This window comes from Variovorax sp., assembly GCF_035634955.1.
GTDB lineage: Bacteria > Pseudomonadota > Gammaproteobacteria > Burkholderiales > Burkholderiaceae_C > Variovorax.
In genome coordinates this window covers 12,330-30,820 of the sequence record NZ_DASQBZ010000024.1, presented here as the reverse complement: position 1 = coordinate 30,820, position 18,491 = coordinate 12,330, and the positions used below count along the sequence as shown (strand labels likewise).

General features: G+C 70.6%; 17 protein-coding genes. 11 read left to right on the top strand and 6 right to left on the bottom strand.

The window, feature by feature from the left end; genetic code table 11:
• Positions 1 to 20 precede the first annotated feature (20 nt).
• From VES41_RS13100 to VES41_RS13050, 11 genes are all read left to right on the top strand, one after another.
• Positions 21 to 1,010, top strand: coding sequence for a tripartite tricarboxylate transporter substrate binding protein (locus VES41_RS13100; protein ID WP_324817516.1), 990 nt, complete (start codon positions 21 to 23; stop codon positions 1,008 to 1,010).
• A 75-nt stretch (positions 1,011 to 1,085) separates the two neighbouring features.
• Positions 1,086 to 2,807, top strand: coding sequence for a DUF2235 domain-containing protein (locus VES41_RS13095; RefSeq protein ID WP_324817514.1), 1,722 nt, complete (start codon positions 1,086 to 1,088; stop codon positions 2,805 to 2,807).
• Between the two features lie 19 nt (positions 2,808 to 2,826).
• Complete coding sequence (locus VES41_RS13090) at positions 2,827 to 3,693, top strand: hypothetical protein (RefSeq protein ID WP_324817512.1); 867 nt, start codon at positions 2,827 to 2,829, stop codon at positions 3,691 to 3,693.
• Positions 3,694 to 3,891: 198 nt separating this feature from the next.
• Positions 3,892 to 4,923 (top strand): ABC transporter substrate-binding protein, encoded by a 1,032-nt coding sequence (locus VES41_RS13085; protein WP_324818072.1) that lies wholly within the window; start codon positions 3,892 to 3,894, stop codon positions 4,921 to 4,923.
• A 45-nt stretch (positions 4,924 to 4,968) separates the two neighbouring features.
• Positions 4,969 to 5,433 (top strand): heme-binding protein, encoded by a 465-nt coding sequence (locus VES41_RS13080; protein ID WP_324817509.1) that lies wholly within the window; start codon positions 4,969 to 4,971, stop codon positions 5,431 to 5,433.
• Between the two features lie 5 nt (positions 5,434 to 5,438).
• Positions 5,439 to 6,284, top strand: a complete 846-nt coding sequence (locus VES41_RS13075) for an ABC transporter ATP-binding protein (RefSeq protein ID WP_414719119.1) — start codon at positions 5,439 to 5,441, stop codon at positions 6,282 to 6,284.
• Positions 6,285 to 6,306: 22 nt separating this feature from the next.
• Positions 6,307 to 7,077, top strand: a complete 771-nt coding sequence (locus tag VES41_RS13070) for an ABC transporter permease (protein ID WP_324817504.1) — start codon at positions 6,307 to 6,309, stop codon at positions 7,075 to 7,077.
• Between the two features lie 38 nt (positions 7,078 to 7,115).
• Positions 7,116 to 8,117 carry a DUF2272 domain-containing protein gene (locus VES41_RS13065; protein WP_324817501.1) on the top strand — a complete coding sequence of 334 codons (1,002 nt, stop codon included), beginning with the start codon at positions 7,116 to 7,118 and terminating at the stop codon, positions 8,115 to 8,117.
• 43 nt (positions 8,118 to 8,160) lie between these two features.
• Positions 8,161 to 9,117, top strand: coding sequence for a pseudouridine-5'-phosphate glycosidase (locus VES41_RS13060; protein WP_324817499.1), 957 nt, complete (start codon positions 8,161 to 8,163; stop codon positions 9,115 to 9,117).
• A gap of 9 nt (positions 9,118 to 9,126) precedes the next feature.
• Positions 9,127 to 10,350 carry a YbfB/YjiJ family MFS transporter gene (locus VES41_RS13055; protein ID WP_324817497.1) on the top strand — a complete coding sequence of 408 codons (1,224 nt, stop codon included), beginning with the start codon at positions 9,127 to 9,129 and terminating at the stop codon, positions 10,348 to 10,350.
• 148 nt (positions 10,351 to 10,498) lie between these two features.
• Positions 10,499 to 10,990 carry a C40 family peptidase gene (locus VES41_RS13050; RefSeq protein WP_414719118.1) on the top strand — a complete coding sequence of 164 codons (492 nt, stop codon included), beginning with the start codon at positions 10,499 to 10,501 and terminating at the stop codon, positions 10,988 to 10,990.
• Positions 10,991 to 10,993: 3 nt separating this feature from the next.
• Here VES41_RS13050 and VES41_RS13045 read toward each other — a convergent pair whose 3' ends face one another.
• The 6 genes from VES41_RS13045 to VES41_RS13020 form a co-directional block, all read right to left on the bottom strand.
• Positions 10,994 to 11,989 (bottom strand): isopenicillin N synthase family dioxygenase, encoded by a 996-nt coding sequence (locus tag VES41_RS13045; RefSeq protein ID WP_324818067.1) that lies wholly within the window; start codon positions 11,987 to 11,989, stop codon positions 10,994 to 10,996.
• A gap of 320 nt (positions 11,990 to 12,309) precedes the next feature.
• Positions 12,310 to 13,728, bottom strand: coding sequence for an amidohydrolase family protein (locus VES41_RS13040; RefSeq protein ID WP_324817494.1), 1,419 nt, complete (start codon positions 13,726 to 13,728; stop codon positions 12,310 to 12,312).
• 7 nt (positions 13,729 to 13,735) lie between these two features.
• The gene (locus VES41_RS13035) at positions 13,736 to 14,842 is read right to left on the bottom strand and encodes a BMP family ABC transporter substrate-binding protein (RefSeq protein ID WP_324817492.1); all 1,107 of its coding nucleotides are present in this window, start codon (positions 14,840 to 14,842) and stop codon (positions 13,736 to 13,738) included.
• A gap of 55 nt (positions 14,843 to 14,897) precedes the next feature.
• Positions 14,898 to 15,830, bottom strand: a complete 933-nt coding sequence (locus VES41_RS13030; RefSeq protein WP_324817490.1) for an ABC transporter permease — start codon at positions 15,828 to 15,830, stop codon at positions 14,898 to 14,900.
• Positions 15,815 to 16,906, bottom strand: coding sequence for an ABC transporter permease (locus VES41_RS13025; protein WP_324817489.1), 1,092 nt, complete (start codon positions 16,904 to 16,906; stop codon positions 15,815 to 15,817). Before VES41_RS13025 ends, VES41_RS13030 begins: the two co-directional genes overlap by 16 nt.
• Positions 16,896 to 18,491, bottom strand: coding sequence for an ABC transporter ATP-binding protein (locus VES41_RS13020; RefSeq protein WP_324817487.1), 1,596 nt, complete (start codon positions 18,489 to 18,491; stop codon positions 16,896 to 16,898). Before VES41_RS13020 ends, VES41_RS13025 begins: the two co-directional genes overlap by 11 nt.

The following is an 18,491-nucleotide window of genomic DNA, read 5'->3' as shown; positions in this document are numbered from 1 at the left end:
GACCAGGAGACCGACACACCATGCCCGGAAAGACCTTCCTGCGCGGCGCGCTGCTCGCGCTGTCGACCATGCTTTCGTACGCCGGGGCGCACGCCCAGGGCGATACTGCCCGCTACCCCGACAAGCCGGTGACGCTGGTCGTGCCGACCGCGCCGGCAGGCGGCACCGACACGATCGCCCGCCTGTTCGCCGAAACCCTGGGCAAGGCCATGGGCCAGCCCTTCGTGGTCGACAACCGGCCTGGCGCCAACGGCATCCTGGGCGCCGAACTGGTCGCGCGCTCGGCGCCCGACGGCTACCGCCTGCTGTTCGCCTACGCCGCCGTCATGGCGGTCAATCCGAGCCTGTACAAGAAGCTCTCGTACGACCCGGTGAAAGACTTCATGCCGGTGGTGCAGATCGGCCGCGGCGGCAACCTGCTGCTGGTGCGCAAGGACTTTCCCGCCAACGACCTCAAGGAGTTCGTCGCCTACGTCAAGGCGCATCCGGACAAGGTCAACTACTGCTCCTGGGGCACCGGCTCGGGCGGCCACCTGGCCATGGAAAGCCTGATGAAGCAGGCCGGCCTGGTGATGACGCACGTTCCCTACAAAGGCAGCGGCCCGTGCGTGCAGGACCTGATGGGCGGCCAGATCGACGCTGGCTTTGCCGACATCTCGTCCACCGTGGGCGTGGTGCGGGCCGGCAACGTCAAGGCGCTGGCGTACAGCGGACCGTCGCGCGTGCCGCTGCTGCCGGACGTGCCGACCATGAACGAGGCCGGCTATCCCTTCAAGAACTACTCCTGGTACGGCCTGTTCGCGCCGGCCGGCACGCCGCCCGAGATCGTCGAGCGGCTCAACCAGGCGGTGAACAAGGCCCTGCAGGACCCGGCGGTCAAGCAGCGCATGCACGAGCTGAACTTCACCGACCTGCCGGCCAACACGCCGCAGGAGTTCGGCGCCACGCTCCGCCAGGACCTGGCCGACTGGCGTACGCTGGTCGAGGCGGTGGGCGTGAAGCTGGACTGACGCCCTAACCAATCCGGGGCATGCGCTGCGGCCCCGAAAGGCGCAAGCTCGGGCCTCCACAGACCGGAGGGTCCCGTGCTCCAGAAAGACAGTCAGGCCGACCGCCCGCCCCGCCAGCTCATCCTCTTTTTCGACGGCACCAACAACACGCTGACGGGCGGGCAGAAGGACACCAACGTCCTGAAGCTCTACGAGCACCTGTCCGCCGGCCAGGACGGTGGGCAACTCATCTACTACGACCCCGGCGTCGGCTCGCCCGACGCGCTGCCCAGCACCGGCCTGGGCGACGGCCTGTCGCGGCGCTGGGAGCGCATTTCCGGCCTGGCGTACGGGCGCGGCATCTACGAGAACATCCGCGAGGCCTACACCTTCCTGATCCGCTACTGGCAGCCGGGCGACCAGGTCTGGCTGTTCGGCTTCTCGCGCGGGGCCTTCGCGGCGCGCTGCGTCTCGGGCATCGTGCATCTGTTCGGCATCATCGACCCGCAGCACGAGTCGCTGCTCGACACGGTCATGCGGGTCTACTTCGCCGGCACGGACGACGGCACCGGCCGCGCGCGGCAGCGCAAGCAGGTGCGGCTGAACACCGGCGGCATCGAATCGGACCACGCCGACACGCGCACCCGCGGCGACGTGGCCGGGCAGATCCGCCGCAGCTTCACCACCGGGGAGCGGCGGGAGGCGTCGGTCCACTTCGTCGGCGTGTGGGACACCGTGGAATCGGTCGGCGTGCCGCTGCTGTCGGTGCGCATCACCAGCGCGGCCACCATCACCGGCAAGCGCATCTGCCATGCCCGGCACGCGTTGTCGCTGGACGAGCAGCGGCTGAGCTTCAGGCCCAGGCTCTACGACGAGCCGGATTTCGGCACGTCGGACGGCGCGCAGTCGCTGCGCCAGCGCTGGTTCCGCGGCGTGCACAGCGACATCGGCGGCGGCTACCTGCGGCGCGAGTCGGGCCTGTCGCACGAGGCCTTGGCCTGGATGCAGTCCGAAGCCCGCCAATGCGGCCTGCGCGATGCAAGGGATCTGGCGCCCGACGGCGCCGTCAAGCTGCACGACGCGACCTTCTCCGTGCCGTGGTGGGCGCTGGCCGGCCTGACCGTGCGCGATCCGGTCGCGCTGGGCCCGAAGGCCACCCGCATCGAGCATCCCAGCGTGGCCGCCCAGCCTGATCCGATGCCGTCGGTGTGGACCGCACCGGGCCACCGCGGCGCGAACATCGGCATCGGCGCCAGCATATTCGGCGCGCTGGTGTCCCTGTGGCTGCAGGCGCTCGCGCTGGCCGGCACCTGGCCCGGCTTCGCCGCGCTCGAATTGCCCAGCAAGTTGGCCCGGGCGCAACTCGCGCTGTTGTGGACCCGCCCCGGCGACCTGGCGCCGCTGGCCCAGGCCTTCGGGCCCGGCATCGGCTGGGCGATGCTGGCGGACATGCTGCTGGCCGCCAGCTACGGTTACCTGCTCGCGCGCGTCGCCGGCTGGGCCTTCCGGCGCGCCGCCGGCGTGCGGCGGCTCGGGCAAGGCGTGCCCGCCTGGCGCTGGCTGGGCCTGGCGCCGCTGTGCGCCGTGGGTGCGGACGCATGCGAGAACGTGCTGACGGCCCTCGCCAGCGCCTGGGATGGACCGGTCGGCCTGCTGCAGGGGCTCGTGCTCTACCTGGTCGGACTGGCGGCCGCGGCCAAGTTCCTGGGCTTGCTCTGCTGCGCGGCGCTGGCGCTCGTGGCGCTTTGCCGGCCACGCCTGCGCCAGCCCTCGCGCGACGCCGGTCCACCGGCCGGCGCCGGCATCGCCGACCGCTAGCCGTCCGCAGGAGAAGCCCATGCCCGCCTTCGAAACCATCACCCCCAACCAGCTGCTGGGCCACGGCGAAGCCGGACAGTGGCCGATCGAGCAATACGCGCTGCGCTTTCTTGCCCAGGGCGATTCGTGGTTCTCGATCGGCTCGTTCCCGTTCTTCGCCACGACGAACCTGTTCGAGCACATGGGCACGAGCAGACGCGGGCTGGTGGTCAACTGCGCCAGGCCGGGCGCAACGCTGGCGCACATGACCGACCTGGTCAAGGCCAGCGACTTCCAGCGGCTGCTTTGCGGCAGCACCGAGTTCGCCTGGGACGGCCTGCTGCTGTCCGGGCTGGGCAACGACGTGATCGACGCGCTGTCCTCGCAGTCGCCCGATCCGAAGCTGCGGCTGCTCAACCCGGCCGCCGAATGGGGACCCGAGGGCAGCCCGCTGCGCTACGTGAGCGAGCCCGGCTGGCAGACCTTCGAGCAGCATGCGCGCGACGTCTACGCGAATCTGCTGGCCATGCGGGCACGCTCCAGGTTCAACAGGAACGTCCCCATCATCACGCACACCTACGACCTGGCGACACCGCGAAACGCCGGCGCCGCGCCGGCCATCGGCCCATGGCTCTACAAGGCGCTCGGAAAGACCTACGGCGTGCCCGAACACGACTGGATCGGCCTGGCCACCGAATTCCTCAGGCGCGTGGCCGACCTGATCCTGGACATCCAGTCGACGACGCCCCACATGCACGTGGTCTCGACCCAACAGACGCTCACCGCCGCGCTGACGACCGACGCCGGTCCGACACCGCACTGGGCCAACGAGATCCACCCGTCGCCGGCCGGCTACGAATTGCTGGCGCAAAGGTGGAATCCACAGCTCGACCAGCTGTATCCGTAAGGCGGGGGTCGCGGCCCGCCGCGCGCCAGAGCGAACGTTTTCGGTGCATCGGCGGCTACGACCGCACCAATACGCGCATTTGATGCACCGGTATCGCGCTTTTCAGGCTTTGCCCTGCGGAGCGGCACCAATTGCGTGCGGGCATTCTTATTGCTTGAATTCGTGACCATTCATTTCAACGTGTCGCGAATCAAGATGATCAACAAGCGCCAGCTGCTCCAGTCCTTCCTCGCCGCCTCCGCCCTGTGCCTGGGCGTCGGTGCCGCGCAGGCCCAGACCCTGACGCCCATCAAGTTCCAGCTCGACTGGCGCTTCGAAGGTCCCTCCGCCCTGTTTCTGCACCCGGCGGCCAAGGGCTACTTCAAGGCAGCCGGCCTCGACGTCACGATCGACGCGGGCAGCGGCTCCGGCGCGACCGTCACGCGCGTGGCGTCGGGCGCCTACGACATGGGCTTCGCCGACATGGCGGCGCTGATGGAGTTCCACGCCAACAACCCGGACGGCCCGAACAAGCCCGTCGCCGTGATGATGGTGTTCAACAACACGCCAGCGGCCGTCATGGCGCTCAAGAAAAGCGGCATCACCAAGCCCACCGACCTGACCGGCAAGAAGCTGGGCGCCCCGGTGTTCGACGCCGGCCGCCGCGCCTTCCCGATCTTCGCCAAGGCCAACGGCATCGGCGACGTGGCCTGGACCGCGATGGACCCGACCCTGCGCGAGACCATGCTGATGCGCGGCGACATCGACGCCATCACCGGCTTCACCTTCACCTCGCTGCTCAACCTGGAAGCACGCGGCGCCAAGACCTCCGACGTGGTGGTCCTGCAGTACCCGGACTACGGCGTGAAGCTGTACGGCAACGCCATCATCGTCTCGCCTAAGTTCCTCAAGGAGCATCCGGCCGAGGTGAAAGGCTTCCTCGCGGCCTTCACCAAGGGCGCCAAGGAAGTGCTGGCCAACCCGGCTGCGGCAATCGAAGCCGTGAAGGCCCGCGACGGCATCATCAATCCCGCCCTGGAGACGCGTCGCCTGAAGCTGGCCATCGACACCGTGATCGACAGCCCGGACGCGCGCGCAGAGGGCTTCGGCGCCGTCAACGCCGGACGCCTGGCGCTGATGGCCTCGCAGGTCTCGGACGCCTTCAATACCAAGACCCGCGTCAAGGTCGACGATGTCTGGAACGGCACCTTCCTGCCGTCGGCCGGCGAACTGGCGATCCTGAAGAAGTAATTTCCTCCGGGGCGGCCACGCGCGTCGACCCCAACGAAGCCCACCATGACAGACCACACATCGATCGATTCGACCGGGGCCGCTGCGGCCCTGTGGAAGCCGCATCTCAAGCTGACGCACGAAGGTGCCCTGTGCCTGCTCAACGCCGCCGTGGCCAAGGCCACCGAGATGAACCAGCCGCAGTGCATTGCCATCGTCGATGACGGGTGCAACCTGCTGGCCTACGTGCGCATGGAAGGCGCCAAGGTGCTGTCGGAGCAATCGGCACTGCGCAAGGCCAAGACCGCGGCATCGAGCCGCGGCGTGACCGGCAACCTGCCGGCCGAACTCGGCGCACGGCTGGCCGCTGCCACCAGCGGCGCCGTGACCAATCTGCAAGGTGGCATGCCGATCGTGGTCAACGGCTACGTCATCGGCGGCATCGGCGTCGGCTCGGGCACCGGCGAGCAGGACCGCGAGGTTGCCAACTACGCCCTTTCGCAATTGGCTGGCGCGACCGTTTTCGAATGAGCTTGATGGCCTCTGCTCCGGATACACCCTTCGTAGAGTTCGACGACGTCTGGCTCGCCTACAACGAGCAGTTGCTGCGCGAGAACCACTTCGCCGTCGAAGCCATCGACCTGAAGGTCGGCCAGGGCGAGTTCATCGCCATCGTCGGGCCTTCGGGCTGCGGCAAGTCCACCTTCATGAAGCTGACCACGGGGCTGCGCATGCCCTCGATGGGCAGGATCCGGGTGGACGGGCAGCCTGTCACCGGGCCGCTGAAGATCTCGGGCATGGCGTTCCAGTCGCCGTCGCTGCTGCCGTGGCGCACGACGCTGGACAACGTGCTGCTGCCGCTGGAAATCGTCGAGCCCTACCGCTCGAGCTTCAGGCACAAGCGCAAGGAATACGAGGAGCGGGCGCGCCGCCTGCTGCGCAAGGTCGGCCTGGGCGGTTACGAGGACAAGTTCCCCTGGCAGCTGTCGGGCGGCATGCAGCAGCGCGCCAGCATCTGCCGCGCGCTTATCCACGAGCCCAAGATGCTGCTGCTGGACGAGCCCTTCGGCGCGCTCGATGCGTTCACCCGTGAAGAGCTGTGGTGCATCCTGCGCGACCTGTGGACCGAGCAGCGCTTCAACGTCATCCTGGTCACGCACGACCTGCGCGAGTCGGTGTTCCTGGCCGATACGGTCTACGTGATGAGCAAGAGCCCCGGCCGCTTCGTGGTGCGCCGCGAGATCGAGCTGCCACGCCCGCGCGAGCTGGACGTGACCTACTCCAAGGAATTCACCGACATCGTGCTGGAGCTGCGCGGCCACATCGGCGCGATCCGCTCGGGTGCGGCCAGCGGCCAGGACGCACCCGCCATCGCCCAGTAACCGGCACCGCCTTTCGCTCTCCATGCACAACAACAAGCTCATCGAACGCTGGTCGCCCTGGCTCCTGCTCGTCGCCGTCATCGCGCTGTGGCAGATCCTCTGCTCGGCCTTCGACGTCTCGGAATTCATCTTCCCCAGCCCCTGGCGCATCTGGACCCAGTTCTGGGAGTACAAGTCCATCATCGCGGGTCACGCCTGGCGCACCTTCTGGGTGACGATGGCGGGCTTCGGCCTGGCCATCGTGGTCGGCGTCATGCTCGGCTTCGTCATCGGCAGCTCGCGCATCGCCTATGCGGCGGTGTATCCGCTGATGACGGCCTTCAACGCGCTGCCCAAGGCGGCCTTCGTGCCGATCCTGGTGGTGTGGTTCGGCATCGGCGTCGGCCCGGCGATCCTCACCGCCTTCCTGATCAGCTTCTTCCCGATCATGGTCAACATCGCCACCGGCCTGGCCACGCTCGAGCCGGAACTGGAGGACGTGCTGCGCGTGCTCGGCGCCAAGCGCTGGGACGTGCTGGTCAAGATCGGCCTGCCGCGCTCGATGCCCTACTTCTACGGCTCGCTCAAGGTGGCGATCACGCTGGCCTTCGTCGGCACCACGGTGTCGGAGATGACCGCCGCCAACGAAGGCATCGGCTACCTGCTGATCTCCGCCGGCTCGGCCATGCAGATGGGGCTGGCCTTTGCCGGGCTGGTGGTCGTCGGCGCCATGGCCATGGCGATGTACGAGATCTTCAGCGCGATCGAGAAGCACACCACCGGCTGGGCGCACCGGGGCTCGCAGAACACCTGAGCGCATTCGGCCGCCCGCGTGGCCCTATGCTCGGGCCGATGAGGCTCGCGCACGTCCCCCTTCTTGCCGGCATGGCACTGCTGCTGGCCGCGCTGCCCGCGCGGGCGGCGGACACGATCTGCGGTCGGTCGGCGGCCGAGCCGCCCGGTCCGCGCGCCATCGCCATGGCCGAAGCGGCGCGGCAGGAGCACCTGGCCTTCGGCGGGCAGACGCTCGATGACCAGGGACGCCTGCTGAACGCCGGCCGCGCCGAAGCCGAGGACACGCGCGACGGCTTCCTGTCGCCGGCGCCCTGGCAGCGCATCGTGGACTACTGGCGCGCGGTGGTGCCGGGCGACGACCGGCTGCCCTCGCAGGTGCGCTTCGGCGCGCTGCGCCCGGCGCAGCGCCGGCTGGTCGCGCAGGCGCTGAACCAGGCCAGCGCCGCGCACCTGCAGGGCCTGGGCGTCGGCCCCGACCAGGGCCTGAGCAGCAGCGAACTGCGCGCGGCGCAGGTGGCGCTGACCCGGGTGGCGGTGATCGACACGCCCTGGTCGGCCGCCTTCATCTCGTGGCTGGCGCGCCAGGCCGGGCTGGCGGACGACGAGTTCGCCTTCTCCGCCGCGCACGTGGACTATGCCGCCGGCGCCTGGCGGGCAGCCGTCGACGAAGCCGCAGGCCGGCCCACGCGCTACGCGCTGCGCGCCTGCGACCTCGCCGCCACGCCGCCGCGCGTGGGCGACCTGATGTGCCAGACCCGCGCCGGCGCCGCCGCGCTGGACCGCTTCGACGACGTCGGCCAGGCATTGCAGGCGCACGCCGCCGGCGGCGGTGCGCTGCCCATGCATTGCGACGTGGTGGTGCAGGTGGATACGCAGGGTTTCGACACCGTCGGCGGCAATGTGCTGCAGTCGGTGACGCGGCGGCGCATCGACTTCGCGCCCGGCACGCGTCGGCTCGACGCGAGCTACCTGCCCGACGCCTGCCAGCCCGGCACCGCCGGCTGCATCGACCGCCACATGAGCCGCCAGCCGTGGTCGCTGCTGCTGCAGTGGCGCTGAGCCGGCCGGCATCGACACCGACAACTTCCGACGAGACCCCGCCATGACACCCCTGCCGCCCCACGCCCACCGCTGGCTGCGCCTGAGCCCGGCGGCGGCCGCCGCACGCGCCGCCGGCCGGCCGCTGGTCGCACTGGAATCGACCCTCATCGCCCACGGCATGCCGTATCCGCAGAACCTGCGCACGGCGCGTGCGCTGGAGGCTGCGATTCGCGCCGAAGGCGCCGAGCCCGCGACCATCGCGCTGATGGACGGCCACATCCGCATCGGGCTGGACGACCACGCGCTGGAGCGGCTGGCCCGCGACGGCCGGGCCCGCAAGGTCAGCCGGCGCGACCTGCCCGGCGTGCTGGCCGAGGGCAGCCTGGGCGCCACCACGGTGGCCGCGACCATGATCTGCGCGCACCTGGCCGGCATCGAGGTGTTCGTCACCGGCGGCATCGGCGGCGTGCACCGCGGCGCCGCCGAAACCTTCGACATCTCGGCCGACCTGCAGGAACTGGCGCGCACGCCGGTGGCGGTGGTGTGCGCCGGCGCCAAGTCGATCCTCGACATCGGGCTGACGCTCGAATACCTGGAGACGCACGGCGTCCCGGTGCTCAGCTGCGGGCAGGACAACTTCGCCGCCTTCTGGCAGCGCGACAGCGGCTACCGCGCGGACTGGCGGCTGGATGCGCCCGAGGCGCAGGCGCGCTTCATCCGCACGCAATGGGAGCTGGGCCTGCATGCCGGCGTGGTCCTGAGCACGCCGGTGCCCGAGGCCTGCGCCCTGCCCGCGGCCGAAGCCGACGCGCTGACGCAGCAGGCGCTGGCCGAGGCGCGGGACCAGGGCATTCGCGGCAAGGCGATCACGCCGTTCCTGCTGGCGCGCATCGTGGCGTTGTCCGATGGCAGGAGCCTGGCGGCCAACATCGCGCTGGCCGAGCACAACGCGCAGGTGGGCGCACGGCTGGCGGTGGCGCTGGCGAAGTTGCCGACCACCGCGCCCGGCGCCGACTGAATGTCCGGCATGACGGCATCGGACCCGGCGAAGAAGCCGCAACCCGAACTCGCGGCCGCCCGGCCGCTGATGGTCGCGCTGGCCCTTTCCCTGGCCGCCGCGGTCGCGCTGGGCCTTTCGCGCTTTTCCTACGGGCTGCTGCTGGCGCCCATGCGCGCCGATCTCGGCTGGTCGTACCTGCTGGCCGGCGCCATGAACACGGGCAACGCGCTCGGCTACCTGCTCGGCGCGCTGGCCACGCCGGCGCTGATGCGGCGCCTGGGCGCATGGCGCATGCTGGTGGGCGGCTGCGTCCTGGCCGGCATCTTCATGCTGCTCTCTGGCCTGGCCACGGGCACCGCGGCCCTGTTCGCGCAACGCGTGTGCGCGGGAGTCGCCAGCGCCTTCACCTTCATCGCCGGCGGGGTGCTGGCGGCGCGCCTGGGGTCGATGCACGGCAGTCGCGCCGGGTTCCTGATCGGGCTGTACTACGGCGGCACCGGCATCGGCATCGCCTTGTCGGCCCTGCTGGTGCCGGCGGCACTTGCCGGGGCGCAGCGGCACGGGGCCGCGCATGCCTGGCAATGGCCATGGCTGGCGCTCGGCCTGGCCTGCCTGGCCGCCACCGCCTTGCTGGCATGGCCGGCGCGCACGATCGGCCAGGCCCCGGAGGGACAGGCCGGCAACAAGCGCTTCGCCGCCCGTGACTTCGTCTTCGGCCTGGGCGGCTACTTCATGTTCGGCGCCGGCTACATCGGCTACATGACCTTCGTGGTCGCCCTGCTCAAGGACCAGGGCATGCGGCCGGGGCAGATCACCTTGTTCTATGCGCTGCTCGGTCTGGCGGTGGTGGCGTCATCGCGCATCTGGGCGCGCATGCTCGACCGGTTCAGGGGCGGCGAGTCGCTCGCCATCCTCAACGCGCTGCTGGGCGCCGTGTGCATCCTCCCGGCGCTGACCAGCGCCGCACCGGTCGTCTTCGCCTCGGGCGTGGTGTTCGGTGCGGTCTTCCTGTCGGTGGTGGCGTCGACCACCGCGCTGGTGCGGCACAACCTGCCGCCGGCGTCCTGGTCGGCCGGCATCAGCGCCTTCACGGTGGTGTTCGCGTTCGGCCAGATCGTCGGGCCGACCGTCATCGGCTGGATTTCCGACGGACCGGGCGGGCTGGAGCGCGGCCTGGTCGTGTCGGCCGTGGCGCTGTTCGCGGGCGCGGCGCTCGCGGCGCGGCAGAAGGCGCTGGCGCCCGCCGCTTGACGCCGGCCGCCGAGACGGCGCGCCGGTTCGCGGCGTGCCCTGCGCGCAACATCGCGCCGCGCCGTGGGCCGGCCTGGGGGTTTTTCATGGCGCGATGTGCCCGCGCCGCTATAAGATCGATAGCAACCGAAGCCCGCACCCGCTTACCTTGCCCGCACTTCGATTGCCCGCCGCCGCGCTCATGCTCGCCGCCAGCCTGCTGCTGGCGGCCTGCGGCAGCGCTCCCACGCGCAGCAGCGGCGCTTCCACCTGGAACTACGCACCGCTGAGCCCCGCGCAGTCGGAGGAAATCGCCATCCATGCGCTCGGCCTGGTCGGCACGCCGTACCGCTACGGCGGCAACACGCCCGACAGCGGCTTCGACTGCAGCGGCCTGATCGGCTACGTCTACCGCAGCAGCGCCGGGCTGGCGCCGCCGCGCACGGTGGCGCAGCTGTCCACGTTCGGCACGGAAGTCAGCCGCGACGAGATCCGCACCGGCGACCTGGTGATCTTCGGGCGCGGCCGCCCATCGCATGCCGGCATCTACGTGGGCGACGGCCGCTTCGTGCATGCGCCATCCACCGGCGGCACCGTGCGGCTGGACCAGCTCGCCGGCGTGTACTGGGGCAAGCAGCCGCTGGAAGTTCGCCGGCCGTAGCCGTCAGTACTTGTTGTTGAAGTTGGCCGAGACGCGCTGCTTCAGGTACTCGCCGGCGGTGATCGGCGGGTACTTGCCCGCGGGCGACTCGATCAGTGCGTCCGTGTTCGCCTGGCAGAAGAACGCCAGGCTGTAGCGCGGCCCCATGTACTCGCCCGGCAGCGGGTTCTTGACGCGGTGGAAGTTGCTCGGCAGGCGGTCGTCGCTCCAGCGCATGAGCATGTCGCCGATGTTGCAGGTGATGACGTCCTCGTCGGGCGGGATCGGCGTCCAGGCCTGGTCCTGCGCCTCCTTGCCGGGCAGCACCTGCAGCCCGCCTTGCCCCTGGCGCTGGTACAGCAGCGTCAGGCAGTCGAAATCGGTGTGGGCACCGGCGCGCCACAGCTCGAGCTTGTCCTGCAGCTCGGGCGGGATGGCGTAGTAGTGCAGCATGCGCAGCGTGCTCTGGTAGGTGCTGCTGTCCATGTCGTGCGCGCGGCGGAAGAAGTGCTCGTCGAACCCCAGCTTGAGCGCGAAGCACGACAGCACCTTCATGCCCACGTCCCAGCTTCGCTTCTCGAACGCGTGCATCGCGGCCTTGAAGCCGGGCAGTTCTTCCTCGCTCGGGTACAGGCCGTCCATGCGCGGGCGGGTGATCTGGTAGCTCTCCTTCTGGTCGGGCGTGCCGGTCGAGGGGCGCACCTGGGCGCGGCTTTCCCATCCGGCGTTGGCCTTGAGCGGGTATTGCGCCTTCACGGCATCGGGCAGCGCGAAGAAGCGCTCGGCCATGGTGAAGGCGGCGCGGATCTCGTCGAGCGCGATGCCGTGGTTGGCGATCTGGAAGAAGCCGACGTCGACCGCGGCCTCCCACAACTGGTCGGCGATCTCGGCCTTGCGGGCCTCGAAGTCGGAAAGGTCGATGCGGCGGATCTCGCGTGCGGAGGTCTCGGTGCCCATGGCGCCCATGCGCGATTCCTTGCGGATCTCGTCGAGGGCGTGGTCTGCGGCGTGTGTGGTCATGATGGCTTGCGGCATGAATCTGCTGGAAATCATGCCCAGCCGCCTGGCGATGCCGGTGCCTGGAGCGACGCTTCCTGGCCCCGGCAGCGCACGCGGCGCTGGGCACGGAACTCAAGAGCAATTTCCGACCGGACCGCACCGCGTGCCGGCCCCCTCGCGGGGGCGGCTGGCGATACGGCTCGCAATGGGTGAACGCTTCTACTCTTGACCAGGTAGAAGCAATTTGCGGGCCCGGCCATTGCGGGCCCGCCGGCCGGGCCGGCATGCCGCCGTGCACCGTTGCGCGGCGCGGCCGCCCCGCAAAGGGGAGCCGCGCGCCCTCAGGCGCCCCGCATCAGCGCGTGAACCGCCTCCCGCGCCTGCGCCTGCAGCTGCGCGAGGTCCAGTCCGGGAATGGCGTCGTCCTGCGCGATCACCTCGCCGCCGCACAGCAGCCACCGCAGCCGCGGCCGCCCGCCGCCGACGACCGGCCCGATGGCCGGATCGTGCAGGCCGAAATAGCGCGGATCGTCCAGGCGCCAGACCGCCAGGTCGGCCGCCTGGCCGACCTGCAGCGTGCCCACGCCGTCGAAGCCGAGCACCTTTGCGCCGCCGGCGCTGGCCCAGTGCACGAGCTGCTCCACGGTCACCACGTCGGCGCCGGCCTCGCCCTCGCCCTCCGGGCGCGCGACCGCCTGCGCACCGGCCCGGGCCCGGTGCACCAGCCAGGCGAAGTGCAGTTCGCTGAGCATGTCGGCCGCCTCGTTCGAGGCCGCGCCGTCCACCCCGATCGACACCGTGGCGCCGAGCCGCTCCAGTGCCGGCGCCGCGGCGATCCCGTCGGCCAGGCGCGCATTGCTCTGCGGGCAATGGGCGATGCCGGTACCGGTGTCGCCCAGCAGCCGCATCTCGCCCGGCGTGAGATGGACCAGGTGCGCGAGCCAGACGTCCGGGCCCAGCCATTCCTGCTCGGCCAGGTACTCGATCGGCAGGCAGCCGAACATCTCGCGGCAGTATTCGAAGTAGGCGACCGACTCCGACATGTGGCTGTGCAGCGGCAGGCCCATGGCCCGCGCCGCGCGCGCCGCCGCCCGCAGCTCGTCCCGGCGCAGCGAGACGTGGGCCGAGGTCGGCGCCAGGGCCACGCGCGTGCGTGCCATGGGCCCGCACTGGTGGTAGCGCGCCGCGGTGCGCTGGACCGAGGCGAGCATCTCGTCTAGCGTCTCGGGCGCCTGCTGCAGCCGCTCGCTGTCTTCCAGCCGGCGCGTGACGGTCGCGCCGCCGCGCAGCAGCATGAAACGCAGGCCCAGCGCGTCAGCCTCCTCGAACAGCAGCGCGGCCGCGTCATGCGCGGCGCCGGCCTGGAACAGGTAGTGGTGGTCGGCCACGGTGGTGCAGCCCGAGCGCAGCAGCTCCACCAGCCCGATGCGCGCGGCCAGGCGCAACCGCTTCTCGTCGAAGCCGCGGCGCAGCGCGAACGGCACCGCCTGCAGCCAGGGGCTGAGCGTCAGGTTGATGCCGGCCGGCACGCCCTTGAGCAGCGACTGGAACAGGTGGTGATGGGTGTTGACCCAGCCGGGGTAGACGACGCAGTCGCCGGCGTCGAGCACCTGCTCGCCTTCGCCAGGCTTGAGGCCGCGCCCCATCTCGGTCAGCACGCCGTCGGCGATGCGCAGGTCGGTGGCGCTGCTGCGCGCCGCGTCACCGCACAGGCCGGTGAGCACGGCCTGCGCGTGTCGGATCAGGATTCGCGATGCCATCGGCGGCCTACGGCTTGGGCAGCAGGCCTTCGACGCCCTGCACCAGGTAGTTCATGTTCGCCAGATCGGCGGCGGAGATGGTCTGCCCGGCCGGCACGCGCACCTTGCCCTCCTGGTCCAGCACCGGTCCGGCGAAGGGATCGAGCCGGCCCTGGGCGATGTCCTGGCCCATCTTCGCGACCTTCTCGCGCACGTCGGCCGGAATCGCCGGGTTGAGCGGCGCCAGCGTGATCATTCCCTCGCGCATGCCGCCCATCACGTTGCCCGGCTTCCAGCGCCCGGCCAGCACGTCCTGCACCACCTGGATGTAGTAGCTGCCCCACGTCTGCACCACCGAGGTCAGGTTCGTCCTGGGCCCGAACTTCGACATGTCGGAGTAGTAGCCCAGCGTGTAGACGCCCTTCTCCTCGCCGGTCGTGACGATGGACACGCCCGAGGTGGCATAGGCCATGGTGTCCACGCCCAGCTTGACCAGCGCGTTGGCGGCGTCCCGCTCCTTGCCCGGGTCGTACCAGGCGTTGACCCAGATCAGGCGCAGCTGCGCTTTCGGGTTGACGCTGCGCATGCCCTGCGCGAAGGCGTTCACGCCCTGCAGCACCTCGGGAATGGGGAACGCGCCCACGTAGCCGACGACGCCGGTCTTGCTCATGTGGCCGGCGATCACGCCCTCCAGGTAGCGCCCTTCGTAGTAGCGCGCGTTGTACACGCCGACGTTGGCCGCGGTCTTGTAGCCGCTGCCGTTCATGAAGATCACCTTGGGCGCCGTGCGCGCCACTTTCATGGTGGGCTCCATGAAGCCGAAGGACGGCGTGAACACGAGCTGGCAGCCGTCCTGCACGAAGTTGCGGATGACACGTTCGGCGTCCGGCCCCTCGGCGATGTTCTCCACGTACCGGGTGGTGATCTTGTCGCCCATGGCGGCGGCGAGCTCCTTGCGTGCGAGCTCGTGCTGGTAGGTCCAGCCGCTCTCGCCGATCGGGTTGGAATAGAGGAAGCACACACGCAGCGGCTGCGCCGCCGCCGACGCCGTGCCGGCCCATGCGCCCATGGCGGCGGCAGCCAGCGTCATGCCGCCCAGTCCGCGGCGCACCCGCGGCAGGATAGAAATGGTCATCGTCTTTGTCTCCGTACAGGTTGTGTTGAAGCGAACGGGAAAGCGAAGCGCGCGCTCAGCGCTCGGGCCGGTAGGGCTGCCCGAGCGATGCCGGCGAGTTGAGTCGGATCGTGGCGCGGTTGCGCGAGATGAGCACCAGCACCGCGATGGTGGCCACGTACGGCAGCGCCGAGAGCCACTGCGCCGGCAGCTCGATCCGCAGCCCCGAGCCCTGCACGAACAGCTGCGAAACCATGACGCCGCCGAACAGGTAGGCGCCGAGCATCACCCGCCACGGCCGCCAGGTGGCGAACACCACCAGCGCCAGCGCGATCCAGCCGCGCCCGGCCACCATGCCCTCGGCCCACAGCGGCGTGTAGAACACCGACAGGAAGGCGCCGCCGAGCCCGGCCATGGCGCCGCCGAACGCCACGGCGGCGTAGCGGATGGCGATCACCGGATAGCCCACCGCATGCGCTGCAGAGGGCGACTCGCCCACCGCGCGCAGCACCAGCCCGGGCCGGCTGCGGTCGAGGAACCAGGCGATGCCCGCCACCAGCGCCCACGAGACGTAGACCAGCGCCGGCTGGTTGAACAGCGCCGGGCCGACGAACGGCACATCGGCCAGCACCGGGATGCGCAGCGGCGGCACCGCCGTCAGCGGCGCCGATTCGTAGGACTTTCCGAAGAAGGCCGACAGCCCCACGCCGAAGATCGCCAGCGCCAGGCCCGCGGCCACCTGGTTGGCCTGCATCGTCAGGGTCAGGCAGCCGAACAGCAGCGCCATCGCGCAGCCGGCGGCCATGCCTGTCAGCGCGGCGCTCCACGGGCTGGCGCCGCCATGCGCCGCCGCGAAGGCGGCAACCGCCCCGACGGCCATCATTCCCTCCGCGCCCAGGTTGAGCACGCCGGCGCGCTCGGCCACCAGCTCGCCGCTGGCGACGATGATCAGCGGCGTGCCCGCCACCAGCGTGGCGGCAACGATCGACGGGATCAGCGACGCATCCATGACAACCCCTTCCATGTGGCGCGCTCCCAGCGCAGCCGCCAGCCTATGAACAGGTCCGATGCGAGCAGGAAGAACAGCAACATGCCCTGGAACACCTTCGAGATCGACGAAGGCAGGTTCAGGTGCTGCTGCGCCTGCTCGCCCCCGAGGAACAGCAGCGCCATCAGCAGGCTGGCGAAGAAGATGCCCACCGGATGCAGGCGCCCGACGAAGGCGACGATGATCGCGGCGAACCCGTAGCCGGCCGAGATCTGCGCGGTCAGCTGCCCCATCGGCCCCGCGACCTCCGTCATGCCGGCCACGCCGGCGAGCGCCCCGCCGGCCAGCAGCCCCAGCCAGATGGAGCGGCGCGCCGAAAACCCCGCATAGCGCGCGGCCGCCGCGGCCTGCCCGCCCACCTGCAGCTGGAAGCCCTGGAAGCTGCGCTGCAGGAAGACGTACCCGCCCAGCAGCACCACCAGCGCCAGCAGGAAGCCCGCGTGCAGGCGCGTGCCCTCGACCAGCACCGGCAACAGCGCGCTGTCGCCGAAGGTGCGCGTCTGCGGGAAGTTGTAGCCGCCCGGGTCCTTCCACGGCCCGTACACCAGCCACGAGGCCATCAGCTGCGCGACGTACACCAGCATCAGCGAGACCAGGATCTCGTTGGTGCCCCAGCGGTCGCGCAGCCACGCCGGGATGGCGGCCCACAGCGCACCGCCCAAGGCGCCTGCCAGCACCATCGCGGGCAGCGCCCACGGCGCCGCGCGGTCGCCCACGTGCAGCGCCACGGCCGTGGCGAACACCGCACCGAGGATGAACTGTCCCTCGGCCCCGATGTTCCACACGCCGGCCCTGAAGCCGGCCGCCAGCCCGACGCCGATGAGCATCAGCGGCGTGGCCTTGAGCATCAGTTCGCTCCAGCCGTAGAGGTCGCCAAGCGGCGCCAGGAAGAACACGCGCAGCCCCTGCAGCGGATCACGTCCCAGCGCGGCAAACAGCACCAGCCCGCCGGCCAGCGTGAGCAGCACCGCCAGCAGCGGCGAGAGCCAGCGCATGCGGCGCGAGGCCTCGGGCCGGCGTTCCAGACTAGGCCACATGGCGCACCTCCGGATGCTCGTGGCGCGCGGGCAGCACACCGCTTTCGGGCCACATGCCGCTCATCCACAGGCCGATGGTCTCGACGTCGGTCTGCTGCGTCGGCACGGCCGGCGACAGGCGGCCGTTGGCGATCACCGCGATGCGGTCGCACACCTCGAACAGCTCGTCCAGTTCCTCCGACACCACCAGCACCGCCGCGCCGGCGTCGCGCAGCGCCACCAGCGACTGGCGGATGAATGCCGCCGCACCCACGTCCACGCCCCAGGTGGGCTGCGCCGCCACCAGCACCTGGGGCTGCTGCAGAAGCTCGCGGCCGACGATGAATTTCTGCAGGTTGCCGCCCGACAGCGATTCGGCCGGTGCCTGGGCGCCGCTGCACTTGACGGTGAAGCCGTCGATGCAGCGCTGCGCGAAGGCGCGCACCGCATCGCGCCGCACCAGGCCATGCCGCAGCAGGTCCTGCCGATGCGCGGTCAGCAAGGCGTTGTCGGCCAGGCTCATCGCCGGCACCGCGCCGCGGCCCAAACGTTCCTCGGGCACGAAGCCCAGGCCGCGCGCGCGCCGCTCGCCGCTGTCCAGGTGGCCGGCGTCGCTGCCGCCCAGCTGCACCATGGCGGCGCATGCGCCGGGCAGCGGCGCCTCGCCCGAGACGGCCTGCAGCAGCTCCTGCTGGCCATTGCCGGAAACGCCGGCGATGCCGACGATCTCGCCGGCGCCGACCTGCAGCGACACGCCCTGCAGCGCGACGCCGAAGTCGTGCGGCGCCGGCCGGCTCAATCCGCGCAGCGCCAGCCGCACTTCGCCGGCCGCCCGCGCAGCGCCGCGCTGGCAGCCGACCAGTTCCTTGCCGATCATCATCCGCGCCATCGATGCCGGCGTCTCCTGCGCCGGGACGCAGTGGCCGGTGACACGGCCGCCGCGCAGCACCGTGGCGCCGTGGCACAGCTCGCGCACCTCGTCGAGCTTGTGGCTGATGTAGAGGATGCTGCAGCCTTCGTCCGACAGCTGGCGCAGCGTCTCGAACAGCTTGCGCACGGCCTGCGGCGTGAGCACCGAGGTCGGCTCGTCCATGATCAGCAGGCGCGGGTTCTGCAGCAGGCAGCGGATGATCTCCACCCGCTGGCGCTCACCCACCGACAGCGTGTGCACCAGGCGCTGGGGATCGACCGGCAAGCCGTAGCGCCGCCCCACGGCCTCGATGCGCTGGGCCAGGTCGCCCAGGTCCGGGCGGCCCGGCAGCGCCAGCGCCACGTTCTGCACCACGGTCAGCGTCTCGAACAGCTGGAAGTGCTGGAACACCATGCCGATGCCCAGGCTGCGCGCGTGGCTCGGGCTGCTCACGCTCACCGGTTCGCCGCACCAGCGGATCTCGCCGGCGCTGGGCGCGGTCACGCCGTAGATGATCTTCATCAGCGTGGACTTGCCGGCGCCGTTCTCGCCCAGGATGGCGTGGATCTCGCCGGGCTGCACCGACAGGTCGATCCCGTCGTTGGCCACCACGGCGCCGTAGACCTTGCGGATGCCGCTCAACTGCAGTTGCGGCGGCCGGTCGCCACCGGCCGCCTGGCGTGGTTGGAACGCCAT

Bases quoted from the DNA above. Each gene is read 5' to 3' on its own strand.
- VES41_RS13090 (WP_324817512.1), top strand. From the start codon at position 2,827: ATGCCCGCCTTCGAAACCATCACCCCCAACCAGCTGCTGGGCCACGGC.
- VES41_RS13065 (WP_324817501.1), top strand. From the start codon at position 7,116: ATGAGGCTCGCGCACGTCCCCCTTCTTGCCGGCATGGCACTGCTGCTG.
- VES41_RS13045 (WP_324818067.1), bottom strand. From the start codon at position 11,989: ATGACCACACACGCCGCAGACCACGCCCTCGACGAGATCCGCAAGGAA.
- VES41_RS13055 (WP_324817497.1), top strand. From the start codon at position 9,127: ATGACGGCATCGGACCCGGCGAAGAAGCCGCAACCCGAACTCGCGGCC.
- VES41_RS13040 (WP_324817494.1), bottom strand. From the start codon at position 13,728: ATGGCATCGCGAATCCTGATCCGACACGCGCAGGCCGTGCTCACCGGC.
- VES41_RS13030 (WP_324817490.1), bottom strand. From the start codon at position 15,830: ATGGATGCGTCGCTGATCCCGTCGATCGTTGCCGCCACGCTGGTGGCG.
- VES41_RS13070 (WP_324817504.1), top strand. From the start codon at position 6,307: ATGCACAACAACAAGCTCATCGAACGCTGGTCGCCCTGGCTCCTGCTC.
- VES41_RS13075 (WP_414719119.1), top strand. From the start codon at position 5,439: ATGGCCTCTGCTCCGGATACACCCTTCGTAGAGTTCGACGACGTCTGG.
- VES41_RS13080 (WP_324817509.1), top strand. From the start codon at position 4,969: ATGACAGACCACACATCGATCGATTCGACCGGGGCCGCTGCGGCCCTG.
- VES41_RS13100 (WP_324817516.1), top strand. From the start codon at position 21: ATGCCCGGAAAGACCTTCCTGCGCGGCGCGCTGCTCGCGCTGTCGACC.
- VES41_RS13060 (WP_324817499.1), top strand. From the start codon at position 8,161: ATGACACCCCTGCCGCCCCACGCCCACCGCTGGCTGCGCCTGAGCCCG.
- VES41_RS13035 (WP_324817492.1), bottom strand. From the start codon at position 14,842: ATGACCATTTCTATCCTGCCGCGGGTGCGCCGCGGACTGGGCGGCATG.
- VES41_RS13025 (WP_324817489.1), bottom strand. From the start codon at position 16,906: ATGTGGCCTAGTCTGGAACGCCGGCCCGAGGCCTCGCGCCGCATGCGC.
- VES41_RS13020 (WP_324817487.1), bottom strand. From the start codon at position 18,491: ATGGCGTTCCAACCACGCCAGGCGGCCGGTGGCGACCGGCCGCCGCAA.